26 protein-coding genes are annotated in these 23,783 nt (G+C 63.3%); 10 read left to right on the plus strand and 16 right to left on the minus strand.

The window, feature by feature from the left end; genetic code table 11:
- Positions 1-83 precede the first annotated feature (83 nt).
- Genes AB4136_RS11915 through AB4136_RS11925 form a run of 3 tightly spaced genes read left to right on the plus strand, consistent with a single transcriptional unit; the run spans position 84 to position 2,269 of the window.
- Positions 84-683, plus strand: coding sequence for a class I SAM-dependent methyltransferase (locus tag AB4136_RS11915; RefSeq protein ID WP_024924184.1), 600 nt, complete (start codon positions 84-86; stop codon positions 681-683).
- Complete coding sequence (locus tag AB4136_RS11920; RefSeq protein ID WP_137900300.1) at positions 680-1,297, plus strand: DedA family protein; 618 nt, start codon at positions 680-682, stop codon at positions 1,295-1,297. The genes AB4136_RS11915 and AB4136_RS11920 overlap by 4 nt, the downstream gene beginning before the upstream one ends.
- 60 nt (positions 1,298-1,357) lie before the next feature.
- Positions 1,358-2,269, plus strand: coding sequence for a LysR substrate-binding domain-containing protein (locus AB4136_RS11925; RefSeq protein WP_024924182.1), 912 nt, complete (start codon positions 1,358-1,360; stop codon positions 2,267-2,269).
- 48 nt (positions 2,270-2,317) lie between these two features.
- Here the strand turns inward: AB4136_RS11925 and AB4136_RS11930 are convergent, their stop codons facing one another.
- On the minus strand, positions 2,318-2,782 hold the full coding sequence (locus tag AB4136_RS11930) for a helix-turn-helix domain-containing protein (RefSeq protein ID WP_024924181.1): 465 nt from the start codon (positions 2,780-2,782) through the stop codon (positions 2,318-2,320).
- 74 nt (positions 2,783-2,856) lie between these two features.
- Here AB4136_RS11930 and AB4136_RS11935 point away from each other — a divergent pair, with 74 nt between their 5' ends.
- The 6 genes from AB4136_RS11935 (at position 2,857) to AB4136_RS11960 (ending at position 9,419) form a co-directional block, all read left to right on the plus strand.
- Positions 2,857-3,702, plus strand: coding sequence for a class I SAM-dependent methyltransferase (locus tag AB4136_RS11935; RefSeq protein ID WP_024924180.1), 846 nt, complete (start codon positions 2,857-2,859; stop codon positions 3,700-3,702).
- Positions 3,703-3,851: 149 nt separating this feature from the next.
- Positions 3,852-5,012 carry an ABC transporter substrate-binding protein gene (locus AB4136_RS11940; protein WP_024924179.1) on the plus strand — a complete coding sequence of 387 codons (1,161 nt, stop codon included), beginning with the start codon at positions 3,852-3,854 and terminating at the stop codon, positions 5,010-5,012.
- A 181-nt stretch (positions 5,013-5,193) separates the two neighbouring features.
- Positions 5,194-6,192 (plus strand): ABC transporter ATP-binding protein, encoded by a 999-nt coding sequence (locus AB4136_RS11945; protein WP_024924178.1) that lies wholly within the window; start codon positions 5,194-5,196, stop codon positions 6,190-6,192.
- Complete coding sequence (locus AB4136_RS11950; RefSeq protein WP_024924177.1) at positions 6,189-7,163, plus strand: ABC transporter permease; 975 nt, start codon at positions 6,189-6,191, stop codon at positions 7,161-7,163. The genes AB4136_RS11945 and AB4136_RS11950 overlap by 4 nt, the downstream gene beginning before the upstream one ends.
- Positions 7,153-7,968 (plus strand): ABC transporter permease, encoded by an 816-nt coding sequence (locus AB4136_RS11955; RefSeq protein WP_024924176.1) that lies wholly within the window; start codon positions 7,153-7,155, stop codon positions 7,966-7,968. The genes AB4136_RS11950 and AB4136_RS11955 overlap by 11 nt, the downstream gene beginning before the upstream one ends.
- A 23-nt stretch (positions 7,969-7,991) precedes the next feature.
- A complete protein-coding gene (locus AB4136_RS11960) occupies positions 7,992-9,419 on the plus strand; it encodes a gamma-aminobutyraldehyde dehydrogenase (RefSeq protein ID WP_024924175.1) in 1,428 nt (475 codons plus the stop codon).
- 40 nt (positions 9,420-9,459) lie between these two features.
- Here AB4136_RS11960 and AB4136_RS11965 read toward each other — a convergent pair whose 3' ends face one another.
- The 15 genes from AB4136_RS11965 to AB4136_RS12035 all read right to left on the minus strand — a co-directional run bounded on the left by AB4136_RS11965 (position 9,460) and on the right by AB4136_RS12035 (position 22,287).
- Positions 9,460-9,774 carry a hypothetical protein gene (locus tag AB4136_RS11965; RefSeq protein WP_024924174.1) on the minus strand — a complete coding sequence of 105 codons (315 nt, stop codon included), beginning with the start codon at positions 9,772-9,774 and terminating at the stop codon, positions 9,460-9,462.
- 99 nt (positions 9,775-9,873) lie between these two features.
- The gene (locus AB4136_RS11970) at positions 9,874-10,236 is read right to left on the minus strand and encodes a nuclear transport factor 2 family protein (protein ID WP_024924173.1); all 363 of its coding nucleotides are present in this window, start codon (positions 10,234-10,236) and stop codon (positions 9,874-9,876) included.
- An 80-nt stretch (positions 10,237-10,316) separates the two neighbouring features.
- Entirely contained in the window at positions 10,317-10,790 is a 474-nt protein-coding gene (locus tag AB4136_RS11975) for a carboxymuconolactone decarboxylase family protein (RefSeq protein WP_024924172.1), read from the minus strand.
- A 106-nt stretch (positions 10,791-10,896) separates the two neighbouring features.
- Positions 10,897-12,450 carry an alpha/beta fold hydrolase gene (locus AB4136_RS11980; protein WP_024924171.1) on the minus strand — a complete coding sequence of 518 codons (1,554 nt, stop codon included), beginning with the start codon at positions 12,448-12,450 and terminating at the stop codon, positions 10,897-10,899.
- Positions 12,451-12,737: 287 nt separating this feature from the next.
- Positions 12,738-13,169, minus strand: coding sequence for a hypothetical protein (locus tag AB4136_RS11985; RefSeq protein WP_441931239.1), 432 nt, complete (start codon positions 13,167-13,169; stop codon positions 12,738-12,740).
- 15 nt (positions 13,170-13,184) lie between these two features.
- Positions 13,185-13,709, minus strand: a complete 525-nt coding sequence (locus AB4136_RS11990; protein WP_137900299.1) for a hypothetical protein — start codon at positions 13,707-13,709, stop codon at positions 13,185-13,187.
- Positions 13,676-14,071 (minus strand): hypothetical protein, encoded by a 396-nt coding sequence (locus tag AB4136_RS11995; RefSeq protein WP_024924168.1) that lies wholly within the window; start codon positions 14,069-14,071, stop codon positions 13,676-13,678. Before AB4136_RS11995 ends, AB4136_RS11990 begins: the two co-directional genes overlap by 34 nt.
- 22 nt (positions 14,072-14,093) lie before the next feature.
- The gene (locus AB4136_RS12000) at positions 14,094-14,567 is read right to left on the minus strand and encodes a hypothetical protein (RefSeq protein ID WP_024924167.1); all 474 of its coding nucleotides are present in this window, start codon (positions 14,565-14,567) and stop codon (positions 14,094-14,096) included.
- Positions 14,568-14,966: 399 nt separating this feature from the next.
- Complete coding sequence (locus AB4136_RS12005; RefSeq protein WP_024924166.1) at positions 14,967-15,230, minus strand: formate dehydrogenase subunit delta; 264 nt, start codon at positions 15,228-15,230, stop codon at positions 14,967-14,969.
- Positions 15,220-16,047, minus strand: a complete 828-nt coding sequence (fdhD, locus tag AB4136_RS12010) for a formate dehydrogenase accessory sulfurtransferase FdhD (protein WP_024924165.1) — start codon at positions 16,045-16,047, stop codon at positions 15,220-15,222. Before fdhD ends, AB4136_RS12005 begins: the two co-directional genes overlap by 11 nt.
- Positions 16,044-16,289, minus strand: coding sequence for a hypothetical protein (locus AB4136_RS12015; protein WP_024924164.1), 246 nt, complete (start codon positions 16,287-16,289; stop codon positions 16,044-16,046). Before AB4136_RS12015 ends, fdhD begins: the two co-directional genes overlap by 4 nt.
- 8 nt (positions 16,290-16,297) lie before the next feature.
- On the minus strand, positions 16,298-19,210 hold the full coding sequence (fdhF, locus tag AB4136_RS12020) for a formate dehydrogenase subunit alpha (protein ID WP_024924163.1): 2,913 nt from the start codon (positions 19,208-19,210) through the stop codon (positions 16,298-16,300).
- A gap of 10 nt (positions 19,211-19,220) precedes the next feature.
- Positions 19,221-20,777: a formate dehydrogenase beta subunit gene (locus tag AB4136_RS12025; protein WP_024924162.1), complete on the minus strand. Its 1,557-nt coding sequence runs from the start codon at positions 20,775-20,777 to the stop codon at positions 19,221-19,223.
- Positions 20,774-21,253 (minus strand): formate dehydrogenase subunit gamma, encoded by a 480-nt coding sequence (locus AB4136_RS12030; RefSeq protein ID WP_024924161.1) that lies wholly within the window; start codon positions 21,251-21,253, stop codon positions 20,774-20,776. The genes AB4136_RS12025 and AB4136_RS12030 overlap by 4 nt, the downstream gene beginning before the upstream one ends.
- A 104-nt stretch (positions 21,254-21,357) precedes the next feature.
- Positions 21,358-22,287 (minus strand): LysR family transcriptional regulator, encoded by a 930-nt coding sequence (locus AB4136_RS12035; RefSeq protein WP_024924160.1) that lies wholly within the window; start codon positions 22,285-22,287, stop codon positions 21,358-21,360.
- Between the two features lie 113 nt (positions 22,288-22,400).
- Between AB4136_RS12035 and AB4136_RS12040 the strand changes: the two genes are divergently transcribed.
- Positions 22,401-23,579 (plus strand): Mrp/NBP35 family ATP-binding protein, encoded by a 1,179-nt coding sequence (locus AB4136_RS12040; protein WP_024924159.1) that lies wholly within the window; start codon positions 22,401-22,403, stop codon positions 23,577-23,579.
- Positions 23,580-23,783 lie beyond the last annotated feature (204 nt).

Genomic DNA, 23,783 nt, shown 5'->3' on the forward strand with positions numbered 1-23,783 from the left:
TTGCGCAATCCAGCGGCCGCAAACAGCGCCCCATCGGCTGGCGTTCGATTCGCCGGCAGTTCGATTTCGGATCGAGGATGGATATGCAAACCAACGATGCTTTCTCTTTTCTGATGGCCTGGGCGGCGGCGCCATTCAGAATTGGATCGGTAACCCCTTCCAGTGCCACTTTGTCGGCGCTGATGACCAAGGAAGTCGGTCCGGACACCGGTCCGGTCCTGGAACTTGGACCCGGCACAGGGCCTTTCACGCGTGCCTTGATCGAAAAAGGCGTCAGGGAAAACGACCTGACCCTGATCGAGGCCGACAGCGACTTCGCCGCCATGCTCACCAAGCGTTTTCCGGCGGCGCGCATTTTCGAAATGGATGCGACGGGGCTGCGCCATATGGCGCTGTACAACGGCCCAGTGCTGGGCGCCGCGATCAGCGGCTTGCCGTTCCGGTTGATTTCGCCGCGCCGTACGCGGCTGATCCTGGAAGGCGTCTTCGCCAACCTGCGCCCCGGTGCCTCGCTTTACCAGTTCACGCTCGGTCTGCGTTGTCCGATCGACCAGACATTGCTCGACCAGCTCGACCTTCGTGCTACGCGGATTGGCCATACCTTGCTCAATTTCCCACCGGCCACCGTCTATCGCATCAGCCGCATTCCGGTCACCAAGTCCTACGATTGGCGCTACGCGTGACCGGGCCGGTTCCAGCCATCCTGAGCTTTGGTCTTCTGGGCGTGTTCTGTATCGCGTCCGTCGAGAAGATCTTCCCGGCGCCGCCGTCCCATATCGTCCTGCTGTTTCTCGGCATGACGGCGGCGCCGGATATGGGCTGGCTGGCGCTGTTGCTCGCCGTCACCGTTACCGGTTCCATCCTCGGGTCGCTGTTCTGGTACCTGATGGGGCGTCGGCTCGGTGAAGCGCGCGCCGAAGCGCTGGTCGGGCGTTTTGGCAAATATGTCTTCCTGCCGCCGACGGCCTACCGCAAGCTGGCGGAGGCCTATCGCCGCAATGCCTTTCGGGCCTCGCTGGTGGCGCAGCTGGTGCCGACCGTGCGCAACTATCTCGGCATTGGCGCCGGCGCGCTGCGTCTGGCGGTGCTCCCTTTCGCTGCCGCAACTTTACTCGGCGCTGTGCTCTGGAATTCCGCGTTCCTCAGTCTCGGCTATCTGATGCGCGGGGGCGACCACAATCTGGTCTCCGTCGGGTTCCGCATCATCGTCATGGTCGTTGTCGTCGAAGTGCTTTTCTTCCTAGGATTGCGTTACCGGGCGGTGCGTCGGCGCAGCGAGGAAGCAGTCCACGGTTGAGCGCTGACGATCGCGCTTGACCGCTTTCCTTCGCGCTCCCGCCAGTGTTTATTCGGCGGCATGGCATTCACTCTCCGGCAGCTTCAGTTCTTTGTCGCCGTTGCGGATCAGGGTTCGGTTTCCCGCGCGGCGCAGAAACTCTCCATATCGCAATCCTCCGTCACCGAAGCGGTCAAGGAACTGGAGACCGATCTTGGCGTCGAGCTTTTCGAGCGCCATTCGCGTGGCCTCAACATCACGCATAAGGGACACCAGTTCCTGCGCCACGCCACCAAGATCCTGTCCGACGTGTCGGATGCACGGCGCACCTTCCTGGGTGAACAGGCTGCAACCAAAGGCCGGCTCCAGCTCGGCGTCACCTCGATGGTCGCCGGCTATGTGCTGTCCGATATCCTGGCGCGATACCGCCGTGCCTACCCCGGCGTCGAGATTTCGGCGATCGAGGACAATGGCGACTATCTCGAACACCTCCTGGTCGGCGGCAAGCTGGACGTCGCGGTCATGGTGATCTCGAACCTGCGCGATCGCACCGCGCTTCAGTCGGAAATCCTCGAAGTTTCGGCCTATCGCTTGTGGATGCCGCTTGGCCACAAGCTGAACGGCGCCGACATCATCGGCGTCGACGACATTGTCAGCGAACCGCTGATCATGCTGACCATCGACGAGATCGAGGAGAATACAGGCAAGCTGCTGGCCGCCATCGGCGCCAAGCCGCATGTCGCCTTCCGCACGCGATCGGTGGAGGCGGTCCGCAGCCTCGTCGCGACCGGAGCCGGCGTCGCGCTGCTGCCGGACCTGATCTACAGGCCGTGGTCCTTGGAAGGCGACCGCATTGAATCGCGGGATGTCTCGGGTTCGCTGCCGGTGGTGCAGGTAGGCATGGTCTGGCGGCGCGGATCCGGCCTGCCGCAGCCGGCGCGCGACTTCATCGGCATCGCGCAGTCACAGCGCACCATACGCCAGCGAACATAGTCGCGCGGGCTGCTTGCAGACCATCGCCTCAGGCAAGCAGTGCCCGCCTCAAAGCCGATTTCCCCGGTCGGCGACGCCGATGGCTTCCGCCCTGAACGGGCCGCTCGGCGCGGCCTCGAAGCGACCTGCTCCAGCAAGCCTGACGGCACGCCGGAAGGTGGGGCACTCCATGGGGTGAGGGGCGGGGCACCGTGCCGCGTGGCGCAGCCCGTCGCGCATCGCGATCAGACGCTGGATGGTGCGGTCCAGTTCGTCCGCCTTGGCGACAAGCCTCGCGCGGTCGAACGCTGGCAGGCCATTGGGCTTCAGCATCTTGCCGATTTCGTCGAGCGCGAAACCGCCGGCGCGACCAAGCGCGATCAGGGCGAGCCGCTCCAGCACGGACGGGTCGAACAGGCGGCGCAGGCCCTTGCGGCCGATCGAGGCGATGAGGCCTCTTTCCTCGTAGTAGCGGAGTGTCGAGGCCGGCAGACCGGCACGGCGCGAGACCTCGACGATATCCATGTCTTTCATGCTTGACCTCAAGTCGACTTGAATTCGTAAAGTGCCCCCGACGACAAATTTGCGCAACGCGAAGCGAGATACCGATGTCCGAATCCAAGCAGTCGAACGCGCAGCAGGCCGATCTCTGGAATGACGCCAGCGGCAAGGCCTGGGTCGAACTGCAGCCGGTGCTCGACCAGGTGCTGGAGCCGTTCGAGCGTTTGCTGGCGGACATCGCCGATCCTGGCGTGGGAGACACTGTTCTCGACGTCGGCTGCGGCGCCGGCGCCACCACCATGGCGATGGCCCGCAGGATCGGCGTCTCCGGGCACTGCACTGGTCTCGACATCTCGCAGCCGCTGGTCGCCCTGGCGACTGCGCGCGCGAAGGCGCAAGGTCTGGCGAATGCCTCGTTCGTCCGGGGTGATGCACAGATCTACGCGCTCGACGCCGCCCGCTTCGACGCGGTCATCTCGCGGTTCGGCGTCATGTTCTTCGATGACCCGATTGCCGCCTTCGCAAACGTCAGGAAAGCAACGCGATCCGGCGGAAAACTGGCGTTCGTTGCGTGGCGCAGCCCCGCGGACAACGATTTTATGACGGCCGCCGCGCGGGCGGCGATGCCGCTCCTGCCGCCCAGGCCGGCATTCGATCCGGATGCTCCCGGACAGTTCGCCTTTGCGGACGCTGGCAGGGTCGAGAGCATCCTGCGGGCGAGTGGCTGGTCGGCGATTGGAATCGAGCGGGTGGACATGGCCTGCCAGATGGCCGAAGGCGACCTTTTGACCTACGTAACACGGATGGGGCCGGTCGGCGCTGCCCTGCGCGAGGTGGACGAGGCAACCGCCGCAAGGGTCAAGGCTGTCCTGATCCCGGCATTCGCTCCCTATCTGAAGGACGGCACCGCGCGCTTCACCGCCGCCAGCTGGCTGGTCACCGCACAGTCCTGAAACGGGTATCGTGGCGGCGAGGCGGTATCGGAAAAACCGATATCGCCTTTCTGATAAATGAATTTGCGAAAGCTTCGATTTCACGACACCTTCCTCATCAGGGAGCAAAGCCGCCGTCAGAGCGCGGCCCCTGCAGATGGGAGACGACGATGAATTCATTCCTGAAATCATGCACTGCCCTGACGATTGCGCTGACCTTCGCTGGCCAGGCCGTCGCGCAGGAAGCCCTCAAGGAAGTGGGCAAGGGGGAAGGCAAGCTCAACATCGTTGCCTGGCCCGGCTATATCGAGCGCGGCGAGACCGACAAGGGCTATGACTGGGTCACGGATTTCGAGAAGAAGACGGGCTGCAAGGTCAACGTCAAGACCGCCAACACCTCCGACGAGATGGTGTCGCTGATGAATGAAGGCGGCTTCGACCTCGTCACCGCCTCGGGCGACGCGTCGTTGCGCCTGGTTGCCGGCAAGCGCGTGCAGCCCATCAACACCGATCTGATCCCGAGCTGGAAGACCGTCGACGACCGCATCAAGGATGCGCCATGGTTCACGGTCGACAGCAAGCACTATGGCGTGCCCTATCAATGGGGTCCCAACGTGCTGATGTACAACACCAAGGTTTTCAAGGACGCACCGAAGAGCTGGAACATCGTCTTCGAGGAGCAGACCCTGCCGGACGGCAAGTCCAACAAGGGGCGTGTCCAGGCCTATGACGGCCCGATCCACATCGCCGATGCTGCCAACTATCTGATGTTCCACAAGCCGAACCTTGGCATCAAGAGCCCCTACGAGCTCAACGAGGACCAGTACAAGGCTGCGCTCGACCTGCTGCGCGTGCAGCGCACTTTGGTCGGCCGCTATTGGCACGATGCCGCCATCCAGGTCGATGACTTCCGCAACGAAGGCGTCGTCGCCTCGGGCTCCTGGCCGTTCCAGGTGAACACGCTGGTTGCCGCCAAGCAGCCGGTCGCCTCGACCATTCCGGAAGAAGGCGCCACCGGCTGGGCCGACACCACCATGATGGAGGCTGACGCTGCCAACCCGAACTGCGCCTATATGTGGCTCGAGCATTCGCTGTCGCCGAAGGTGCAGGGTGATGTCTCCGCCTGGTTCGGCTCGCTTCCCGTCGTGCCGGCCGCCTGCAAGGGCAACGAGCTCCTGACCGACGAAGGCTGCAAGACCAACGGCTTCGACCAGTTCGACAAGATCAAGTTCTGGCGCACCCCGGTCTCGAAATGTGCGAGCCAGAACGACCAGTGCGTGCCCTATTATCGCTGGGTCTCGGACTATATCGGCGTCATCGGCGGGCGCTAACCTCCCAACCCTCCCCTGCCGGGGAGGGTCGCCCCGCAGGGGCGGGTCGGGAGCCTCGGCGGACCTGAGCTTTCACCCGCCCTTCGGCGCAGCCTCTCTGGATAGAGAGGCAGTCGCGTCGGCCCTCAGCCTTTGAACAGGCGGGCAGGCATGATCTTATTACTCAATGATCGAAACCACGATGACCCCAGCAGTTTCCTTTCAGAAAGTGGCTCGTCATTTCGGCGCGGTGAAGGCTGTCGACGCGCTTGATCTCGACATCGTGGCAGGCGAATTCTTCGCCATGCTCGGTCCGTCCGGCTCGGGCAAGACCACCTGCCTGCGCCTGATCGCCGGGTTCGAACAGCCGACCGCCGGCACCATCTCCATCTTCGGAGAGCGGGCCGAGGGTGTTCCGCCCTATCGACGCAATGTGAACACCGTCTTCCAGGATTACGCTCTGTTCCCGCACCTCAACGTGCTCGACAACGTCGCCTACGGGCTGATGGTCAAGGGCATCGGCAAGACCGAGCGGCACAAGGCGGCGGAAGAGGCGCTGGCGCTCGTGCAATTGCCGGGCTACGGCGCCAGGCGCCCCGGCCAGCTTTCCGGCGGTCAACGCCAGCGCGTTGCGCTCGCTCGTGCCCTCGTCAACCAACCCAAGGTGCTGCTGCTTGACGAACCGCTCGGCGCGCTCGACCTCAAGCTGCGCGAGAACATGCAGGAAGAGCTGAAATCGCTGCAGAAAGCGCTCGGCATCACCTTCGTCTTCGTCACCCATGACCAGGGCGAGGCGCTGTCGATGGCCGACCGAGTCGCCGTCTTCAACGACGGCAAGATCATGCAGGTCGGCTCACCGCAGGAAATCTATCAGCGGCCGAAGACCCGTTTCGTCGCCGATTTCGTCGGCTCCTCCAACATGTTGCCGCCCGATTTCGTGCAGCGCTATTGCGGCCAGCGGCGCTGGGGCAGCCTGCGCCCGGAGGCGATCCGTGTCGCCCGCGCGGCCACCGGCGAAGCGGTTCAAGCGCGGGTTTCCGGCGTCAGCTATCTGGGTGCCGCAACCCGGCTGGCGCTCGACACCGAAGGCCTGCGCCTGCATGCCAGCGTGCCGTCCGGCACGACGGTCCCGGAGCAGGGCGATGCAGTGGTGCTCACCTTCAACCGCGACGCCATCCATCTGATGGACGAAGCGACATGAGTATCGCCGCCGTCACCGCCACCCGCGATGCGCCGGCCTCGGCCATCCTGCCCGCCCGCGGCGGCATATTGGGGGCGCTGTCCGATCTGTTCTGGCGCCGGCCGCGCTTCCTTTTGGTGCTGATGCTGATGCCGCCGCTGCTTTGGCTCGGCGTCGTCTATATCGGTTCGCTGTTCGCGCTGCTGTTGCAGAGCTTCTTTTCGATCGATGAGTTCTCCGGTCTGGTCAATCGTCAGTTCACGTTGAAGACCTATGCCGACCTGTTCCAGGCGGCCAATTTCGACATCATCGTCCGCACGGTCACGATGGCGACGCTGGTGACGCTGGCCTCCATCGCCGTTGCTTTCCCGATTGCCTACTACGCCGCCCGCTACGCCCAGGGCCGCTGGAAGGCGCTGTTCTATCTCGCGGTGATGCTGCCGCTGTGGTCCAGCTATCTCGTCAAGATCTATGCCTGGAAGCTGATCCTCGCCAAGGAAGGCATTCTCACCTGGTTCCTGGCCAAGCTGCACTTGATGTGGGTTCTCGACGGTTGGCTGGCGCTGCCCTATGTCGGCGGCAACTCGCTGTCGGTGTCGGCCACCGGCACCTTCATCGCCTTTGTCTATGTTTGGCTGCCGTTCATGATCCTGCCGATGCAGGCCGCACTTGAGCGCGTGCCCGGCAATCTGGTCGAGGCTTCGTCCGATCTCGGCGCCTCGCCCGGCCAGACCTTCCGCAACGTGCTGTTCCCGCTGGCGCTGCCGGGCATCGTCGCCGGTTCGATCTTCACTTTCTCCTTGACGCTCGGCGACTACATCATCCCGCAGATCATCGGCACCTCGCGCCTGTTCATCGGCCAGGCCGTCTATTCGCAGCAAGGCACCGCTGGCAACATTCCGCTGGCCGCCGCCTTTGCCGTCGTGCCCATCGTCATCATGGGTGTCTATCTATGGGGTGCCAAGCGAATGGGGGCCTTCGATGCGCTCTGATCGTGGCCAGTCGGCACCCCTTGGCCTGAAGATAGCCGCCGCCTGCGGCCTGCTCTTCCTGCACGTGCCCATCCTGCTCATCTTCGTCTATGCCTTCACGACGGAGGAAAAGAGCTATCAGTGGCCACCGCCCGGCCTGACCACCGAGTGGTTCGCCGTCACCTGGAACCGGCCGGATGTGTGGGCGGCGCTGTCGCTGTCCGTCAGGGTCGCGGCGATCTCGACATTGGTCGCGCTGATCCTCGGCACGCTGTGCGCGGCGGCCGTCTCACGCTCCCGCTTCTTCGGCCGCGAGGCGGTGTCGTTGCTCGTCATCCTGCCGATTGCCTTGCCCGGCATCATCACCGGCATCGCACTGCGCTCGGCCTTCGCGCTCACCGACATCCCGTTCTCGTTCTGGACGATCGTGCTTGGCCACGCCACTTTCTGCGTGGTCGTAGTCTATAACAACGCCGTCGCCCGCTTCCGCCGCACCTCCGGCTCGCTCATCGAGGCCTCCTACGATCTTGGCGCCGACGGGTTCCAGACCTTCCGGCACGTCGTGTTGCCCAACATCGCAACGGCGCTGCTTGCCGGCGGCATGCTGGCCTTTGCCCTGTCCTTCGACGAGGTCATCGTCACCACCTTCACCGCCGGCCAGCAGCAGACGCTACCGATCTGGATGCTGGAGGAACTGATCCGGCCGCGCCAGCGCCCGGTCACCAATGTCGTGGCCATGGTGGTCGTGCTGGTGACGCTGCTGCCCATCCTCTTTGCCTATTACCTCACCCGCGACGGCGACCAGGTCGCCGGGTCGGGCAAATAACGACCTTCGAAAGGGAGACTGTCATGGACACTGAGATGCTGATCGGCGCCACCTTCGAAAAAGGCGCGGAGGCGGAGGAAGCCGTGTTGAACCCGCGCACCGGCGCCACCATCCTCAGCCTGCCGGAGGCAAGCGAAGCGCAGATCGAGCGCGCCGTGGCGGCCGCCGAAAAGGCCTTCGCAACCTGGTCGCGCACCACGCCCGCACAGCGCTCCGCCTATCTTCTCAGGATCGCCGACCGCATCGAGGCCGAGGCCAAGGAATTCGCGGCGCTCGAAGCCCTGAATTGCGGCAAGCCGATCAACGCCGTGCTCAATGACGAGATCCCGGCGATCGTCGACTGCTATCGTTTCTTCGCCGGCGCGGTGCGTTCCATGCCCGGTCAGGTCGCCGGCGAATATCTGCCTGGCCACACCTCGATGGTCCGCCGCGATCCGATCGGCATCGTTGCGTCCATCGCACCGTGGAACTACCCGCTGATGATGGCCGCTTGGAAATTGGCGCCGGCCATTGCTGGCGGTAACACCGTGGTGTTCAAGCCATCGGAGCAGACGCCGCTCACTGCGCTCAAGCTTGCGCGCATTCTGGCTGACATTCTGCCCGAAGGCGTGGTCAACGTCGTGCTCGGTCGCGGCGAAAGCGTCGGCAGCCCGCTGATCAACCACCCCAAGGTCAACATGATCTCGATCACCGGCGACATCGCCACAGGCAAGAAGGTGCTGCAGGCGGCCGCGAAATCGGTCAAGCGCACGCATCTCGAGCTCGGCGGCAAGGCGCCGGTCATCGTCTTCGACGATGCCGACCTCGATGCCGTCGTCACCGGCCTGCGCGCCTTCGGCTACTACAATGCCGGCCAGGATTGCACGGCTGCCTGCCGCGTCTATGCCGGCAAGAAGATCTACGACAAGCTGGTTTCCAAATTGTCGTCGGCGGTCTCGACCATCCGGTACGATCGCCCGGACGATACCGAAAACGAGATCGGCCCGCTGATCTCCAGGCGCCAGCGCGACCGCGTCGCATCCTTCGTCGAACGCGCTTCCGAACTGAAACATATCGAGATCACCACGGGTGGCAAACCCGGAGACAGTTCGGGCTTCTACTTCCAGCCGACCGTCATTGCCGGTGCCTTGCAGGACGATGAGATCGTGCGCCGCGAGGTGTTCGGCCCGGTCGTTTCCGTCACCCGCTTCTCCGATGTCGACGAAGCGGTCGGCTGGGCCAATGACAGCGACTACGGCCTTGCCTCGTCGGTCTGGACCAAGGACGTCTCGCGTGCCATGGCCACCGCCGCCCGCCTGCAATATGGCTGCACCTGGATCAACACCCACTTCATGCTGACCAACGAGATGCCGCATGGCGGCCTGAAGCAGTCCGGCTACGGCAAGGACATGTCACTCTACGCGCTGGAAGACTATACGGCCGTGCGCCACGTCATGGTGGCGCATGGATAAGGTTCTTCTCCCCGTCTACGGGGAGAAGGACGAGGGAGCGCTACTCCACCACGCGGAAGATTTGCCAGAGACTGGAGCCTGACACGACATAGGGCTCCATCTCCTTGCCCCATTTGGTATGCGCGTCGATTTTGCCGATCTTGGCGAAAAACTCCTCCAGCCGGGCGAGACTCTCGACCTGGTGATGGGTCTCGATCGTCGCTTCTCGTGCGCCGATCGATCCGGTCATGATCTGGAATTTGAGATCGGCGATGTTGACCTGTGAGCCGATCTCGCGCTCCCATTTCCGCATCAGCTCGAGCACGGTCTGCTTTTGTCCGAACTTGGCGTCGATCTGCCATCTGGCGCTGAACATGCTGGGGCTCCTCCCGTGATTTGCGGCTCGAAGATCATCCCCGGCCGCTGAAACAGAGCCCATCCCGTTTCGATCGGGATGGGCAGGCTCGTTGTCGATCTATTCGTCCCAGGCTTGCACGACTGTCTGCCGGGCGATGAGACCGTTCTTCAGCTCAAGCATCGCCGCGCAAAAAACCTTGGTGCCGTCCGGGTAGGCGCAGGCTTGCGTGAAGGCGAGGCTGTCGCCCTCGGCGATGGTGGTGTCGACCTTGTGCGTCATCGCACGGCTGCAGATGTCGTCCCAGAAAGTGCTGATTGCCGCGCGGCCGCGGACTTCGCGCGGCTTGCTCGGCGGATTGTTGCGGTCGATCACCCGCACCAGCGCATCGTCGGCGTAGAAGCTCGACAGCAGCTTGCCGTCGCGGCCCTCGATCGCCTTCTTGATCGCTGCGCCATCCACTGCTTTTGTCTTGGTCAGCATTTTGATCTCCATGGCCCGTTTGATCCGGGCGTTCGTGTTGATCGGATGCTGCCCGGCGCGCCTCGCCGGGCAGCTTTTCGTCACTGCGACTTCGCCTTGACGGCGGCGAACAGGTCATCCGTCTGCTTCTTGAAGGTGGCCAGGTCGACCTGGCTGCCGTTGAGCATCGTCGACCAGTGGCGCACGATCGCTGCCATGGCCACGGCCTCCTTGATCTCCTCGTCGCTCGCGCCATTGGCCTTGGCCGCCAACGTGTGGAAGTAGATGCAGTACTGGCAGGGGATCTGCGAAGCCACGGCCAGCCCCATCAGTTCCTTGGTCTTGCCGTCGAGCGCGGTCTTGGGATTGAGCTGAACCCCTTTGATTTCGGCCCAGGCGCCGGCAACGGCAACGTCCGGCAATGTCTTGAACATGTCGGGCACCGAGCCGAACGTGGCCTGGATGTCCTTGTAGGCGGCGGTTGCCGAAGCATCTTCGGCCCGCGCCGGCGTGACGACCAGCAATGCGCCTGCCGCCAATGCAAGCAATCCGGTCTTGCTAATCGATTTCAGCATTTCATCCTCCATTCGCAGCGCCGCAACGGCGACATCGCCTGGCCTGCATGGAGCAAACCGTAGTCCTCAAGGAGCCTGGCCGCTTCGCTCGAAAGCGCCATGGCTGTCATGGCCCGTCCGGGCCAGTGTGCCTGGCCGAAAAAGCCGCCGCAGCCGCCCGCGATGGCAGGTCGAGCTTGAGCAATATGTTGGCGACATGCCGCTTCACGGTATGCTCGCTGAGCTTCAGTTCGGCGGCGATCGCCGCGTTGCTCTTGCCGTCGGCGATAAGGCTCACCACCTCGCTTTCCCGCGCCGTCAGGGTTGCCGGCTCCAAGGGGTGGGTTTTGGGACGGCAGGCCGGTTCCAGATGCTGTTCGGAGGTTGCCTGGACCACCGGCAACGGCTCGCCCAATTCGTCGAGGCTGACGCGGCCCGCGTCGACGAAGTGGAGGCCGGAGCCCACCGCAAGTTCGGCGACCAGCCGCGAAGCGATTATGTCGCCGCGCCCGGCATGGCTGGCGAGTTGCATCGTTACCCTTGCTGTCAGGCCGGTCGGCTGGCCGCGCAATTCGATCTCTCCGACATGCGCGCCCTGCGCGCTCGCCACCCCGATCTGCTGCGCCGCTTCGCGCAACGCCGCCGCGCAGCGTATGGCGCGTGCCGGTCCGTCGAAGCGCGCCATCATCATCTCGCCATGCGTGCCTGCGACGCGCCCGCCATAGCGACCGACCAGCAACCGCCACGTCACGTGGAAGCGCTGGCTCCGCTCACTCCACATGCGGTCGCCAAGCCCGGCCGTGTCGTAGATCCGCGTCGCCAGCAGCGCGGAGAGCACGCGCTCGGTGTCGGCTACCGCCGGTTGGCCGGTTAGGAATTCCTCGACGAGGTCGGCCACCCGGTCGACGTCCCCGGTCCACACCGGATGATCGCGCCCGGGTATCTCGACGAGCCTGGCGCCCGGAATCTTCCTGGCGAGGAAGCGGCTGGCCTCCAGGTCGACGCGCACGTCGTTGCGGCGATGGATCAGCAGCGTCGATGCGCGGATCATCGGGAGGATGCCACGCACGTCGATCCCTGCATTCATGCGGGCGAGTGTAGCTGCGGCAGTCGGGCTGGCCGACAGCCGCTCGAACCGTGCCCACCATTGGATAAAATGCGCATCGTCCACGCGCCCTGGCGCGAAATTCGGCAAGGTTGCGCCAGTACCCCACGAGGTCTCGGCCGTTTCGATGAAGGCTTCCAGATGCTCTGGCGGCATCACCCATTTGTGGAAATGCGCGTAGCCGCCATAGAGAACCAGCGCCCGCGTTCGCTCCGGATAGGTGGCGGCGAACAGCATCGCCATCGGCGCGCCTTCCGAGGCGCCGAGCAGCGCCGCTCTGCCGCTGCCGGCGGCGTCCATCACCGCGCGTACATCGTCCATGCGGGTTTCGAGGCTGGGCAGGTGACGGCTGTCAACGCGGTCGGAAAGCCCGGTGCCGCGTTTGTCGAACAAGATCAGTCGCGAGAAGGCGGAGAGCCGTTTCAACAGGCGGCTGTAGCCCTCGTCTTCCCAATGCAGGTCGAGATTGGAGATGTAGCCCGGCACGAAGACGAGATCGAACGAACCCTGACCGACCACCTGATAGGCGATCCGCACATCCCCGCTGCGCGCGTATCTGGTCTCGATCGGCCTCACGCGACTGCCTCGCCCGGCCAGACAACATTTTTGGTCCCAGCAGACCCTGCCTGCTGGGGTAGACACATTTTAGAGACCGAAAATACACCCATTCCGCCATCGGTGCATCGTAGCTTTTGTTGGTAGGGGATGGGTCGTTGGTTTCCTTCCGCCTGATGTCGCCATCCGGCATTTGGAACAGTTGCCCGTACGCAGGTAAGTGCTGACGGAACCACCCTACTCGCAGCGGAGTGTGACCGTTCCTTGATAGCTGCCGGCGGCGTAGATGCCCGAGCTCTTGGTGGCGATCACTCGATTTGAACGCTGTGTGGGCCGTTCAGAATCTTGACCGGAGTGTTTTGCGGCTGGTCGGTGCTGCTGCCGTCGATGCGGAACACCGTACTGAAGCTGACATTGGTGCCGCCACCGGAGGGCGCGCTGGAAAAGCTGGCCGGCGGCACCACGGACAGGGCGAAGCAGTTGAGCAGCTGGACGAGGCTGCACAACACGCCGAGCAGACCTGGCTGGATGGTGATCGACGCCGCGGCATAGCCGTTGCTGGCCGTCTTGGAACTCAACACGGACGCGTTGGCATTGGTCGTCATGGTTCCGGTCTTCGTCACCATGATGGTGCACGTGCCGTCCACGGCGGCTGACGCGGAGTTGCTGACCAGTGCCGATATGACGAGCAGCGCCATCAGGCGCAGCAAGGCGATGCGGAGGAAGTCGCAAGCCATCATTGGCACTCCGTCCGGCTATTTGCCGCCGTCACCACGGGCGCTCCAGCCCTCCGATACCCAGTTCTTGCGCTGTGCCTTGACCTGATGTTTCACGGCGGCGGTGGCGGGGGCTGCCTGCTTCGTCGAGCCGGTGGACATGCCGGCGTCGGGGCCGACGCCCATTTTCATCAGATCGAGCTCTATCTGCAGGCGCTCGACCTCAAGATTGTAGAGCCTGGAGCAATCCAGCCGTTTCGGCCTGCTGCCCAGCGGTATCACCACCCTGCCGTATGCGGCCATGTCCTGCGTTGTGACCGCCGCGCTGTTCCTGATGACGCCCATGTCGAGATAGGCGCCGGAGCCGGAAATCGACGAACTGCAGGTCGTGCCGTCCGCAGCGCGTACCTCATCCTGCCCTTGCGGGAGCGTAACCCCGGGCAGGTCGAAGCCGTTCTGGTTCTGGACGAGCTTGTAAACGTCTTCCGCATGGGCCTGCCATCCGCTGGTCCCCGTCACCAGAAGCGTGGTCAGGAGCGCCTTTGTCCAAGAAATTTTCCGCATATCTGTGCCCTTATCTGGGTTTGATCATTTGGAAACGGGATGCTTTCAGTGCAGATCCGAACCTTGCGTTCGCTCGTGCCGTTGAAGGGAACGACGACGAGAACCGGACGCGAGGCATCGCCTCCAAGCATGAACTCGGAAGGGCTGACGCGGGCGTCCTTGACCGGATAAAAATCCTGGTCATAGACGCGCACCGAGATTTTGATGCGTTGCTTGTAGGGGTTGGCCGGGTAGACGCGCACCGCGAAGACATTGGAGAAGCTCATGATTTCGCCGCGCATCGGCGACATCGACTGGGCTGAAACCGCTCCCGGAAGCGCGCACAACAGGGCCAAGGGCCCGTACAGGCACTTGCTGATCATCAATTGTCCCTTTCGAACTGGATTAGGGTTCGCAGCGAACCGTAACCGTCGCCTGGTAGTTGCCTGCCACGAATGTGTCCGTGCCGGTCTTGGCTCCGGCCAGATTGACGGTCACCAATGATGTCCCCGGTGCCGTCAACGCGTGGGAAGCGGTGCCCTCGGGGAAGTTATGCGCGCCGGAAACCGCGTAGGTCGGTGTCCAGGCGATGGTGCCGCTGTCGGCGGCCGGCGTGGTTACGCCCGTCGGGGCTGCGTCGACGCTGACCGTGACGCCGCCCGTGGTCGCGAGATTTGCCGTGCCTGCCGTGCCGCCGCTGTTGTGCGAACTGAGGGACTGAAGATTTGGGCTGACGGTCATCGTGCCGTTGGCGCCGACAGTCAGCACGCAAACAGAAGTCACTGATCCATTGAAGATCACACCTTGCGTAGCGGCAAAGGAAGTAAAGGAAGATGCCGCAAGCCCAAGAAGCGCAAATCCAGGTAAAAAACCTTTCATGCGGAGAGCCCTCTCCTTACTGGATATTTGAAACGCTTAAACACAAGCAATCTCAAGTCAAGGCGTAAATGTCCACCTTCGCCTAGATGTACAATGTACGCCTATTTTATACTTTTTATTGAAAGGAGTTATTGTTTCGATTGTCTGTTTGTGGAATATATGTCTAATAGTTGTTATGCTAATTTAGGCATTGGAAAATAAAGCGTAGGAAGCCGTGCGGTTTATGCATGTGCCGCTACTGCGCAGGCCCCATGGCCGGGTGCCTAAAATTTTGACAGGTGGATTGTTTTCTGATCGCGGCGTGGGTGTCGATACTCGGCGACTCGCAAAGGACTCCGGCGTTTTTACTGTGTCAGACGGAGTAATGGCGGGCTGGTGAACAGCAATTCGCCGTCAAAATCAGGCCGCGGGCTTCTCTTCTGGCGCCGGGCGGCGAATCAGTGGTGACGCGGCAAGAACCAGTTCGTCGAAACCCTTGCCGCCAGCGTCGATCATCTCGAACATCTGCCGGCGCATGCGCGGTTCCCAGAACTTGTTGATGTGTTCAGCGACGCCGGCCACACCCTCCTCGCGGGGCTTGGAATGAAAGAAGGTCGCGATCTGGTTGGCCATGCGCACCAGCTTCTCCTTGGTGTTGGCGACATGGCTCTCATCATGCGACATGTTTGGAAACTCCACTGCTGACCCGCTCCGGGCGGGTGAAGATGTCGAACTCGTCGCCACGCACCAATGCAACCAGCGTCATGCCGGCTGCCTCGGCGGTGCGGATGGCGAGCGCGGTCGGCGCCGAAACGGCGATGATGAAGGGCGCGCCGATGGCCGCCGTCTTCTGCACCATCTCCACCGAAACGCGTGAGGTGACCACGACTGCGCCGACATTGCCTTCGATCCCGGCTTTCGCCAGCGCGCCGGCCAGCTTGTCCAGCGCGTTGTGGCGGCCGACATCCTCGCGTGCCGCCACGACGCCCTTGCCCGGCATGTAAAATCCGGCCGCGTGCACGGCGCCGGTCTCGGCGTGCAGGGGTTGCTGCTTCGACAATGCCTTGACCGCGCCGGTGATCTCGTCGGCCGTCAGCGTCAGCCTGGAGGCGTCGACCGCGTCAACGGAGCGCATCGCCTCCTCGATCGATTCAATGCCGCACAGACCGCAGCCGACCGGACCTGCCAGCCGGCGCCGCCGCGCTTCGAACCGCGTATTGGCTCTGTCTTTCAGCCGGATCTGGATGTCGATGCCGGCCTCGACGTCCTGCACTTCAATGGACTCGATTTCTTCAGGCGAGGCGATGATGCCTTCGGTCAGCGAAAAGCCCAGCGCGAAATCCTCGAAATCCGCCGGCGAGGCCATCATCACCGCGTGTGTCGTGCCGGCATAGGAAAGTGCGATCGGCGTTTCCTCGGGCACCATGCGGGCGGCAGCAGCGGTGCCGCCGGCGCGGCGGGCGATGCGGATGGTCGAACTGGTGGCCGGGCGGATGGTCATCGAGTCGATACAATCCAAGTTGGCTTCAACTCTGGAAGCTCCTGCGAAATGGCTACGAACGTATCGTAGTGACCATTTCCCATCAGATTGGCGACCATCTCACGCAACTTAGCAAAGTCGTCGTCCGCAATTCTGCCTTCGACCTCGCTCAGAAACCGATTCAGCTCTGCTCCTTGCCGTTCGCAAATAGCGAGGAGTTGCGAGTAGGCCTCTTTTTTCGAAATCTCCGCCAACGACGTCATTTCGCCTTCTATTCCGCGGCCTCGAGATGCCCCTTGATGCGCCGGCTCTGGCGCGCCTGCTCGTTGTAATCCTTCTGCCACTCGGTCGGACCGTTGGAAGGCGCCACCTGCACGGCGGTGACCTTGTATTCGGGGCAGTTGGTCGCCCAGTCCGAGTAGTCGGTGGTGATCACATTGGCCTGCGTGTCGGGGTGGTGGAAGGTCGTGTAGACGACACCCGGCGAGACCCGGTCGGTGATCTGCGCGCGCAGCGTCGTTTCGCCGGCGCGGCTTTGCAGCCGTACCCAGTCGCCATCACGAATGCCGCGGTTTTCGGCATCGTGCGGGTGGATTTCCAGCCGGTCCTCCGAATGCCACATGACGTTGTCGGTGCGCCGCGTCTGCGCGCCAACATTGTATTGCGACAGGATGCGGCCGGTGGTGAGCAGCAGCGGGAAACGCGGCCCGGTCCTTTCGTCAGTGGCTACATATTCGGTGCGGATGAATTTGCCCTTGCCGCGCACGAAGCTGTCGACATGCATGATCGGGGTGCCGAGCGGTGCCTTTTCGTTGCAGGGCCACTGCACCGAGCCGACCCGGTCGAGCAGTTCGAAGGTGACACCGGCAAAGCTCGGCGTCGTCTGGGCGATCTCGTCCATGATCTGCGACGGATGCGTATAGTTCCAGTCGAGCCCGATCGCGCGGGCAAGCTCCTGCGTGGCCTCCCAGTCGGCGTAGCGCGCCTTCGGCTCCAGCACCCTGCGCACCATGTTGATGCGGCGCTCGGCATTGGTGAAAGTGCCGTCCTTTTCCAGGAAGGTCGAGCCCGGCAGGAAGACATGCGCGTAGTTGGCGGTCTCGTTGAGGAAGAGGTCGTGCACGACCACGCATTCCATGGCGGCGAGGCCGGCGGCGACATGCCTGGTGTCGGGGTCGGACTGCAAAATGTCCTCGCCCTGGATGTAGATGCCCTTGAACGACCCGTCGACGGCGGCGTCCAGCATGTTGGGAATGCGCAGGCCGGGTTCCTCGTCCAGCTTCACGCCCCACAGGCTCTCATAGATGTCGCGCACGGCTTCGCCGGAGATATGGCGATAGCCCGGCAGTTCGTGCGGGAACGAGCCCATGTCGCACGAGCCCTGCACGTTGTTCTGGCCGCGCAGCGGGTTCACGCCGACGCCCCGCCGGCCGATATTGCCGGTGGCCATGGCGAGGTTGGCGATCGCCATCACGGTCGTCGAGCCCTGGCTGTGTTCGGTGACGCCGAGGCCATAATAGATCGCGCCATTGCCGCCGGTGGCATAGAGCCTGGCCGCGCCACGGATCAGTTCCGGATCGACGCCGGACAGCTTGCCGACCGTTTCGGGGCTGTTTTCCGGCAAGGCGACGAAGGAAGCCCAATCCTGGAATTCCGCCCAGTCGCAGCGCTCGCGGATGAACGCTTCGTCGAACAGACCTTCGGTGACGATGACATGCGCCAGAGCTGTCAGCACCGCGACATTGGTGCCGGGCTTCAATGGCAGATGATAGGCGGCTTCAATATGCGCCGACTTGACCATCTCCGTGCGGCGTGGATCCAGCACGATCAGCTTCGCGCCCTCGCGTAGCCGCTTCTTCAACCGCGAGGCGAAGACCGGATGGGCGGAAGCGGGATTGGCGCCGATGACGACGGCGACGTCGGTCTCCTCGACCGAATCGAAGTCCTGCGTACCGGCCGACGTGCCAAAAGTCTGGCCGAGCCCGTAACCGGTCGGCGAGTGGCAGACGCGGGCGCAGGTGTCGACATTGTTGTTGCGGAAGCCCTGTCGCACCAGCTTCTGGACGAGATAGGTTTCCTCATTCGTGCAGCGTGAAGAGGTAATGCCGCCAACGGCGCCGCGTCCATACTGGTATTGGATGCGGCGGAATTCCTTGGCGGTGTGGGCGATCGCCTCTTCCCAACTCACCTCCCGCCAGGGATCGCTGATCTTCTCGCGGATCATTGGCGAGAGAATGCGGTCCTTGTGCGTGGCATAGCCATAGGCGAAGCGGCCCTTCACGCAGGAATGGCCATGGTTCGCCTTGCCGTCCTTGTAAGGCATCATGCGGATGACTTCGTCACCCTTCACCTCGGCCTTGAACGAACAGCCGACGCCGCAATAGGCGCAGGTGGTGACCGCCGAGCGCTCCGGCATGCCTTTTTCCAGCACCGTTTTCTCGCGCAACGCGTCCGTCGGGCAGGCCTGCACGCAGGCGCCGCAGGAAACGCATTCGGAGGCGATGAAATCCTCGTGCATGCCGGCGACCATGCGCGATTCAAAGCCGCGGCCTTCGATGGTCAGCGCGAACGTGCCTTGCACTTCCTCGCAGGCCCGCACGCAGCGCGAGCAGACGATGCATTGCGCGGGATCGTAGGTGAAATAGGGATTGGTTTCATCGCGGGCGATGTAGTCGACCGCCAGCGAACCATGGCCGGGCGCCACGCCGTTTTCCTTGACGTGGTTCCGTCCCTCGACGCCATAGCGGTTTTCGCTAAGGCCGACCGATTTCGCCACCGCGTCGAACTCGCTGGCGCCAGTTCCGGCCTCCTCGTTCCAGCCGGTCGGGTGGTCGGACACGTAGAGTTCCATCACGCCGCGGCGAATGGCATCCAGCCGGTCGGACTGGGTGCGTACGATCATGCCATCGCCAACCGGCGTCGTGCAGGAAGCTGGTGTGCCGCCGCGGCCCTCGATCTCGACGAGACAGACGCGGCAGGAACCGAAGGAGTCCAGCATGTCGGTGGCGCAGAGCTTCGGGATCTCGACGCCGCCTTCCATTGCGGCCCGCATGATCGAGGTGCCTTCCGGTACGGTGATGCTGCGGCCGTCGACGGTCAGCGTAACCTGCTTTTCCGCCCTCGATTCCGGGGTTCCGTAGTCGGTTTCTTCGATGAGCGTCGGGAAGTCGGCTTTGATGTTCATCTGCCAGTTCCTATTCCGCTGCCACGCGCGCCGGCGCCGGCTTGAAATCTTCGCCAAAATGCTTGATCGCGCTCATCACCGGGTAAGGCGTGAAGCCGCCCAGCGCGCATAGCGATCCGAACTTCATCGTGTTGCAGAGGTCGGCGACCAGTTCGAGGTTCTTCTCCGGCTCGATGCCGGCCGAAATCTTGTCGATGGTCTCGACACCGCGCGTCGAGCCGATGCGGCAGGGCGTGCACTTGCCACAGCTTTCGATGGCGCAGAATTCCATCGCGAAACGCGCCATTTTCAGCATGTCGGCGCTGTCGTCGAACACGGTGATGCCGGCATGGCCGATCAGGCCGTCGCGCTTGGCGAATTCCTCATAGTCGAACGGCGTGTCAAACAGCTCCCGCGGGAAATAAGCGCCGAGCGGTCCGCCCACCTGCACCGCCTTCACCGGCCGTCCGGACCGGGTGCCGCCGCCGATACCGTCGACGATCTCGCCGAGCGACAGGCCGAACGCCGCCTCGAACAGGCCGCCATGCTTGACGTTGCCGGCGATCTGGATAGGGATGGTGCCACGCGAACGGCCCATGCCGAAATTCTTGTAGTGCTCGGCACCCTTGTCCATGATTACCGGCACCGAGGCCAGGCTGATCACGTTGTTGATGACGGTGGGCTTGCCGAACAGGCCCTGGATGGCCGGCAGCGGCGGCTTGGCGCGCACCACGCCGCGTTTGCCTTCGAGCGAGTTCAGCAGCGAGGTTTCCTCGCCGCAGACATAAGCGCCGGCGCCAACGCGAATTTCCATATCGAAGGCGTTCGGCGAACCGAGCACCGTGGCTCCAAGCACGCCGGCCTTGCGGGCGATCGAGACGGCCCTGTTCATGGCCGCCACCGCATGCGGGTATTCCGAGCGGATATAGACGAAACCCTTGGTCGCGCCGGTTGCGATGCCGGCAATCGCCATGCCTTCGATCAGCACGAAGGGGTCGCCTTCCATGATCATGCGGTCGGCGAAAGTGGCGCTGTCGCCTTCGTCGGCATTGCAGACGATGTATTTGCGCTCGGCCGTCGTATCCAGCACCGTCTTCCATTTGATGCCGGTGGGGAAGCCGGCGCCGCCACGGCCGCGCAGGCCGGACTCCGTCACCTGCTTGACGATGTCGGCGGGCGTCATCGCCACGGCCTTGCGCAGGCCGACGAGACCGCCAAGCTTTTCATAGTCTTCCAGCGACAGCGGGTCGGTGATGCCGCAGCGCGCAAAAGTCAGTCGTGTCTGCTTGGCGAAGAACGGGATCTCTTCCGGGTTGCCCAGCGCCAGCCTGTGCTGGCCGCCGGTCAGCAAGCCGGCATCGAACAGGCCCTTCACGTCGGCTGCCTTCACCGGCCCATAGGCCTGGCGACCGCCAGCGGTTTCGACCTCGACCATCGGTTCGAGGAAATAGGCGCCGCGCGAGCCGTTGCGCACGATCCTGGCGTCGAGACCGCGCTCGGCCAGTTCCTTAGCGATTGCCTTGGCAACTTTTTCGGCGCCAAGCGCCAGCGCGCCCGAGTCGCCGGGGATGTAGATAGTCGCGCTCATCGACGCACCTCCGCGACGATGTCGTCGATCGCCTCGTCGTCCAGCCTGCCGATGACTTGGCCATCCAGCATCGCCGACGGCGCGCAGGCGCACAGCCCGAGGCAATAGACTGGTTCCAGTGTAACAGAATTGTCCTTCGCCGTCTCGTGAAAGCCGATGCCAAGCGCCTGTTTGAGCTTCGCGGCCACCGCGTCCGAACCCATCGACTGGCAGGCTTCCGCCTGGCACAGCTTCAGCACGTGGCGACCGGCCGGATGCTTGCGGTAGTCATGATAGAAGCTGGCCACGCCATGCACCTCGGCACGGGAAATGTTCAGCGCTTCGGCGATCACCGGCAGCGCTTCCTGCGGCACATAGCCGAATTCTTCCTGGACGCTGTGCAGGATCGGCAGCAGCGGGCCCTCAAGGCCTTGCAGCTCGCGCACGACGGCCGCGGTCCGCGAAACGATCTCGGTACTTGCAGGCTGCACGGACATGCAGCGCCCTCCCTGACACTGCGCCATTGGGCGCTATTGGTCTATTAAATGCGATCCAAGCCCTTGGAATCAATAAAGCTGTTTCGTCGTATGATAAAAATTTTCTATCGATTGGAGCTTTGACGAAGCTTAGCTTCGGCCTCGAGGCGCAGATTGCCTGCCAGCGCCACTGCCTCGTCCAGCAGCGCCTGCACCAGCGGGGTATGCGGGTCGCGCGGCGCCGTCACCAGCCCGACGGCGTGCCGGGCGTCCGGCTCGACGATCGGGATGGCCCGGATCGGTTCGGAAAAACCGAATGTTTCCGCGAGGTTGAGCGGCATGATCGACGACCATTTGCCGGTGCGGATATGCGAGAAAAGCACGATCATGGAGTTCGATTCCAGCGTCGGGCGCACCTGCACGCCGGCATCCGCCAGGTGCTGGTCGATGATGCGGCGGTTCTGCATGTCGGGTGTGAGCAGACAGAGCGGCAGGCTCGACACCTCCTCCCATGTCACGTGTTCCCGATCGGAATATTCGTTTCCGGCGGCGGTGATCAGTTGATAGCGCTCGTCGTAGAGCGGCACGCTGGTCACTCGTCCCAGCGGTTCGTTGTCGAGATAGGTGATGCCGGCATCGATATCGAGATTGCCGAGCAGCGACAAAACCTCGATCGAGGTTCGCGACAGCACGGAAAAGGTGACGCCGGGGTGCTTTTCGCGAAATGGCGTCGTCAGCCTGGCAACCATGGCCAATGCGGTCGGGATCGCCGCGATGCGGATGCGGCCGGAAAGCCCGTGCTTGGCCGCCCGCATTTCTTCCCGCATCGACCGCGTGTCGCCGACGATGCGCCGTGCCCAGGTCAACACCTGCACGCCTTCCGGCGTAAGCCCTTGAAAACGCGAGCCGCGCTTGACCAGCATGACGCCGAGCTGGTCTTCCAGCTGCTTGATGCCGGCCGACAGCGTCGGCTGCGTCACCCCGCACATTTCGGCGGCGCGCCCGAAATGCTCTTCGCGGGCCAGGGCTATGAAGAATTCCAGCTTGTCGATCATGGTTTTGACCCTGCCATAGCGGCTGGCACCTGTCAGCCCATCCGGTGGCCCGCTTGGTCTTGGTCACAAACTGCATTATCTGGTCGGCAGAGGCCCAGTCTAGGAAAGCACCCATGACCGTCACCAAGGAAACCGTGATCGATCGCCTGAAGACGGTCAGTGGCCCGGATTTTTCCGGCAACATCGTCGATCTGGGCATGGTGTCGGAGATATTCATCGCTGATTCCAAAGTGTTTTTCTCCATCACGGTGCCAGCTGCTCGCGCGCAGGAGATGGAACCGCTGCGCGCCGCAGCCGAGCGCGTCGTCAAGGCCATTCCCGGTGTCGCCGGCGCTGTCGTGGCGCTGACCGCCGAGAAGAAGGGCGGCGGCATGGAAGCGCCGGTGCCGCAGCGTCCGGCCACGCCCGCCGCCATTCCGCAGCCTTCCGCGCCGCGTCCGGCGCCGGCGCCGCGCCAGGCGCCGCCGTCGCAAAGCTCGGGCAAGCGCGGCGTTCCGGGCATCGAGGCGATCATCGCGGTCGCCTCCGGCAAGGGCGGCGTCGGCAAGTCGACCACCGCCGCCAACCTCGCGCTCGGCCTCGCCGCCAACGGTTTGAAGGTCGGCGTGCTCGATGCCGACATCTACGGACCGTCGATGCCGAAGCTGCTCGGCATCCATGGAAAGCCCGAGACGGTGGACGGCAAGATATTGAAACCGAAGGAGAATTACGGCCTCAAGGTGATGTCGATGGGCTTCCTCGTCGACGAGGAAACGCCGATGATCTGGCGTGGTCCGATGGTGATGTCGGCACTCACCCAGATGTTGCGTGAAGTCGAATGGGGGCCGCTAGATGTATTGGTGGTCGACATGCCTCCGGGCACCGGCGATGCCCAATTGACCATGGCCCAGCAGGTGCCGCTGGCGGGCGCGGTGATCGTGTCGACACCACAGGACCTCGCCCTGATCGATGCGCGTAAAGGCTTGAACATGTTCAGGAAAGTCGACGTGCCGCTGCTCGGCATCGTCGAAAACATGAGCTATTTCATCGCCCCCGACACCGGCAAGCGCTACGATATTTTCGGCCATGGCGGCGCGCAGAAGGAAGCCGAGCGGCTGGGCGTGCCTTTCCTCGGCGCGGTGCCGCTGGAAATGGGCATCCGCGAAAGCTCGGATGCCGGCACGCCGGTGGTCGCCACCCGGCCGGACAGCGAAGAGGCAAGGATTTACAAGGAGATAGCCGCCAAGGTCTGGCAGCAGATCGAGACCGGCAAGGGCGCCGCCGAGGCCGCTCCGGCAATTATCTTCGAGTAAAGGGGCAGCCGGCGGCGGCCGTCCGATGTGGACAGAGACGGCCCGTCCGCCCGAGAGTCAAAAAATTTTGGCAAGCACCATCAAGGGCTTATCCGGAAAGCCATGCTGGCACGGCGCGAATTGATACACAGGCGCTGTTTTGGCGCCAAAATCGGCCGTTCTCTTCGCAAACGGTCGCTTTTTCTTTCAAAAATCTCGAAGACC

It is taken from the genome of Mesorhizobium sp. 2RAF21, from assembly GCF_052115345.1.
Classification (GTDB): Bacteria; Pseudomonadota; Alphaproteobacteria; order Rhizobiales; family Rhizobiaceae; genus Mesorhizobium; species Mesorhizobium terrae.

What these genes read in the sequence shown, in the direction of transcription:
- AB4136_RS11915 (WP_024924184.1), top strand. Translation starts at nt 84, where the DNA reads ATGCAAACCAACGATGCTTTCTCTTTTCTGATGGCCTGGGCGGCGGCG.
- AB4136_RS11925 (WP_024924182.1), top strand. Translation starts at nt 1,358, where the DNA reads ATGGCATTCACTCTCCGGCAGCTTCAGTTCTTTGTCGCCGTTGCGGAT.
- AB4136_RS11930 (WP_024924181.1), bottom strand. Translation starts at nt 2,782, where the DNA reads ATGAAAGACATGGATATCGTCGAGGTCTCGCGCCGTGCCGGTCTGCCG.
- AB4136_RS11935 (WP_024924180.1), top strand. Translation starts at nt 2,857, where the DNA reads ATGTCCGAATCCAAGCAGTCGAACGCGCAGCAGGCCGATCTCTGGAAT.
- AB4136_RS11940 (WP_024924179.1), top strand. Translation starts at nt 3,852, where the DNA reads ATGAATTCATTCCTGAAATCATGCACTGCCCTGACGATTGCGCTGACC.
- AB4136_RS11945 (WP_024924178.1), top strand. Translation starts at nt 5,194, where the DNA reads ATGACCCCAGCAGTTTCCTTTCAGAAAGTGGCTCGTCATTTCGGCGCG.
- AB4136_RS11950 (WP_024924177.1), top strand. Translation starts at nt 6,189, where the DNA reads ATGAGTATCGCCGCCGTCACCGCCACCCGCGATGCGCCGGCCTCGGCC.
- AB4136_RS11955 (WP_024924176.1), top strand. Translation starts at nt 7,153, where the DNA reads ATGCGCTCTGATCGTGGCCAGTCGGCACCCCTTGGCCTGAAGATAGCC.
- AB4136_RS11960 (WP_024924175.1), top strand. Translation starts at nt 7,992, where the DNA reads ATGGACACTGAGATGCTGATCGGCGCCACCTTCGAAAAAGGCGCGGAG.
- AB4136_RS11965 (WP_024924174.1), bottom strand. Translation starts at nt 9,774, where the DNA reads ATGTTCAGCGCCAGATGGCAGATCGACGCCAAGTTCGGACAAAAGCAG.
- AB4136_RS11970 (WP_024924173.1), bottom strand. Translation starts at nt 10,236, where the DNA reads ATGCTGACCAAGACAAAAGCAGTGGATGGCGCAGCGATCAAGAAGGCG.
- AB4136_RS11975 (WP_024924172.1), bottom strand. Translation starts at nt 10,790, where the DNA reads ATGCTGAAATCGATTAGCAAGACCGGATTGCTTGCATTGGCGGCAGGC.
- AB4136_RS11985 (WP_441931239.1), bottom strand. Translation starts at nt 13,169, where the DNA reads ATGATGGCTTGCGACTTCCTCCGCATCGCCTTGCTGCGCCTGATGGCG.
- AB4136_RS11990 (WP_137900299.1), bottom strand. Translation starts at nt 13,709, where the DNA reads ATGCGGAAAATTTCTTGGACAAAGGCGCTCCTGACCACGCTTCTGGTG.
- AB4136_RS11995 (WP_024924168.1), bottom strand. Translation starts at nt 14,071, where the DNA reads ATGATCAGCAAGTGCCTGTACGGGCCCTTGGCCCTGTTGTGCGCGCTT.
- AB4136_RS12000 (WP_024924167.1), bottom strand. Translation starts at nt 14,567, where the DNA reads ATGAAAGGTTTTTTACCTGGATTTGCGCTTCTTGGGCTTGCGGCATCT.
- AB4136_RS12005 (WP_024924166.1), bottom strand. Translation starts at nt 15,230, where the DNA reads ATGTCGCATGATGAGAGCCATGTCGCCAACACCAAGGAGAAGCTGGTG.
- fdhD (WP_024924165.1), bottom strand. Translation starts at nt 16,047, where the DNA reads ATGACCATCCGCCCGGCCACCAGTTCGACCATCCGCATCGCCCGCCGC.
- AB4136_RS12015 (WP_024924164.1), bottom strand. Translation starts at nt 16,289, where the DNA reads ATGACGTCGTTGGCGGAGATTTCGAAAAAAGAGGCCTACTCGCAACTC.
- fdhF (WP_024924163.1), bottom strand. Translation starts at nt 19,210, where the DNA reads ATGAACATCAAAGCCGACTTCCCGACGCTCATCGAAGAAACCGACTAC.
- AB4136_RS12025 (WP_024924162.1), bottom strand. Translation starts at nt 20,777, where the DNA reads ATGAGCGCGACTATCTACATCCCCGGCGACTCGGGCGCGCTGGCGCTT.
- AB4136_RS12030 (WP_024924161.1), bottom strand. Translation starts at nt 21,253, where the DNA reads ATGTCCGTGCAGCCTGCAAGTACCGAGATCGTTTCGCGGACCGCGGCC.
- AB4136_RS12035 (WP_024924160.1), bottom strand. Translation starts at nt 22,287, where the DNA reads ATGATCGACAAGCTGGAATTCTTCATAGCCCTGGCCCGCGAAGAGCAT.
- AB4136_RS12040 (WP_024924159.1), top strand. Translation starts at nt 22,401, where the DNA reads ATGACCGTCACCAAGGAAACCGTGATCGATCGCCTGAAGACGGTCAGT.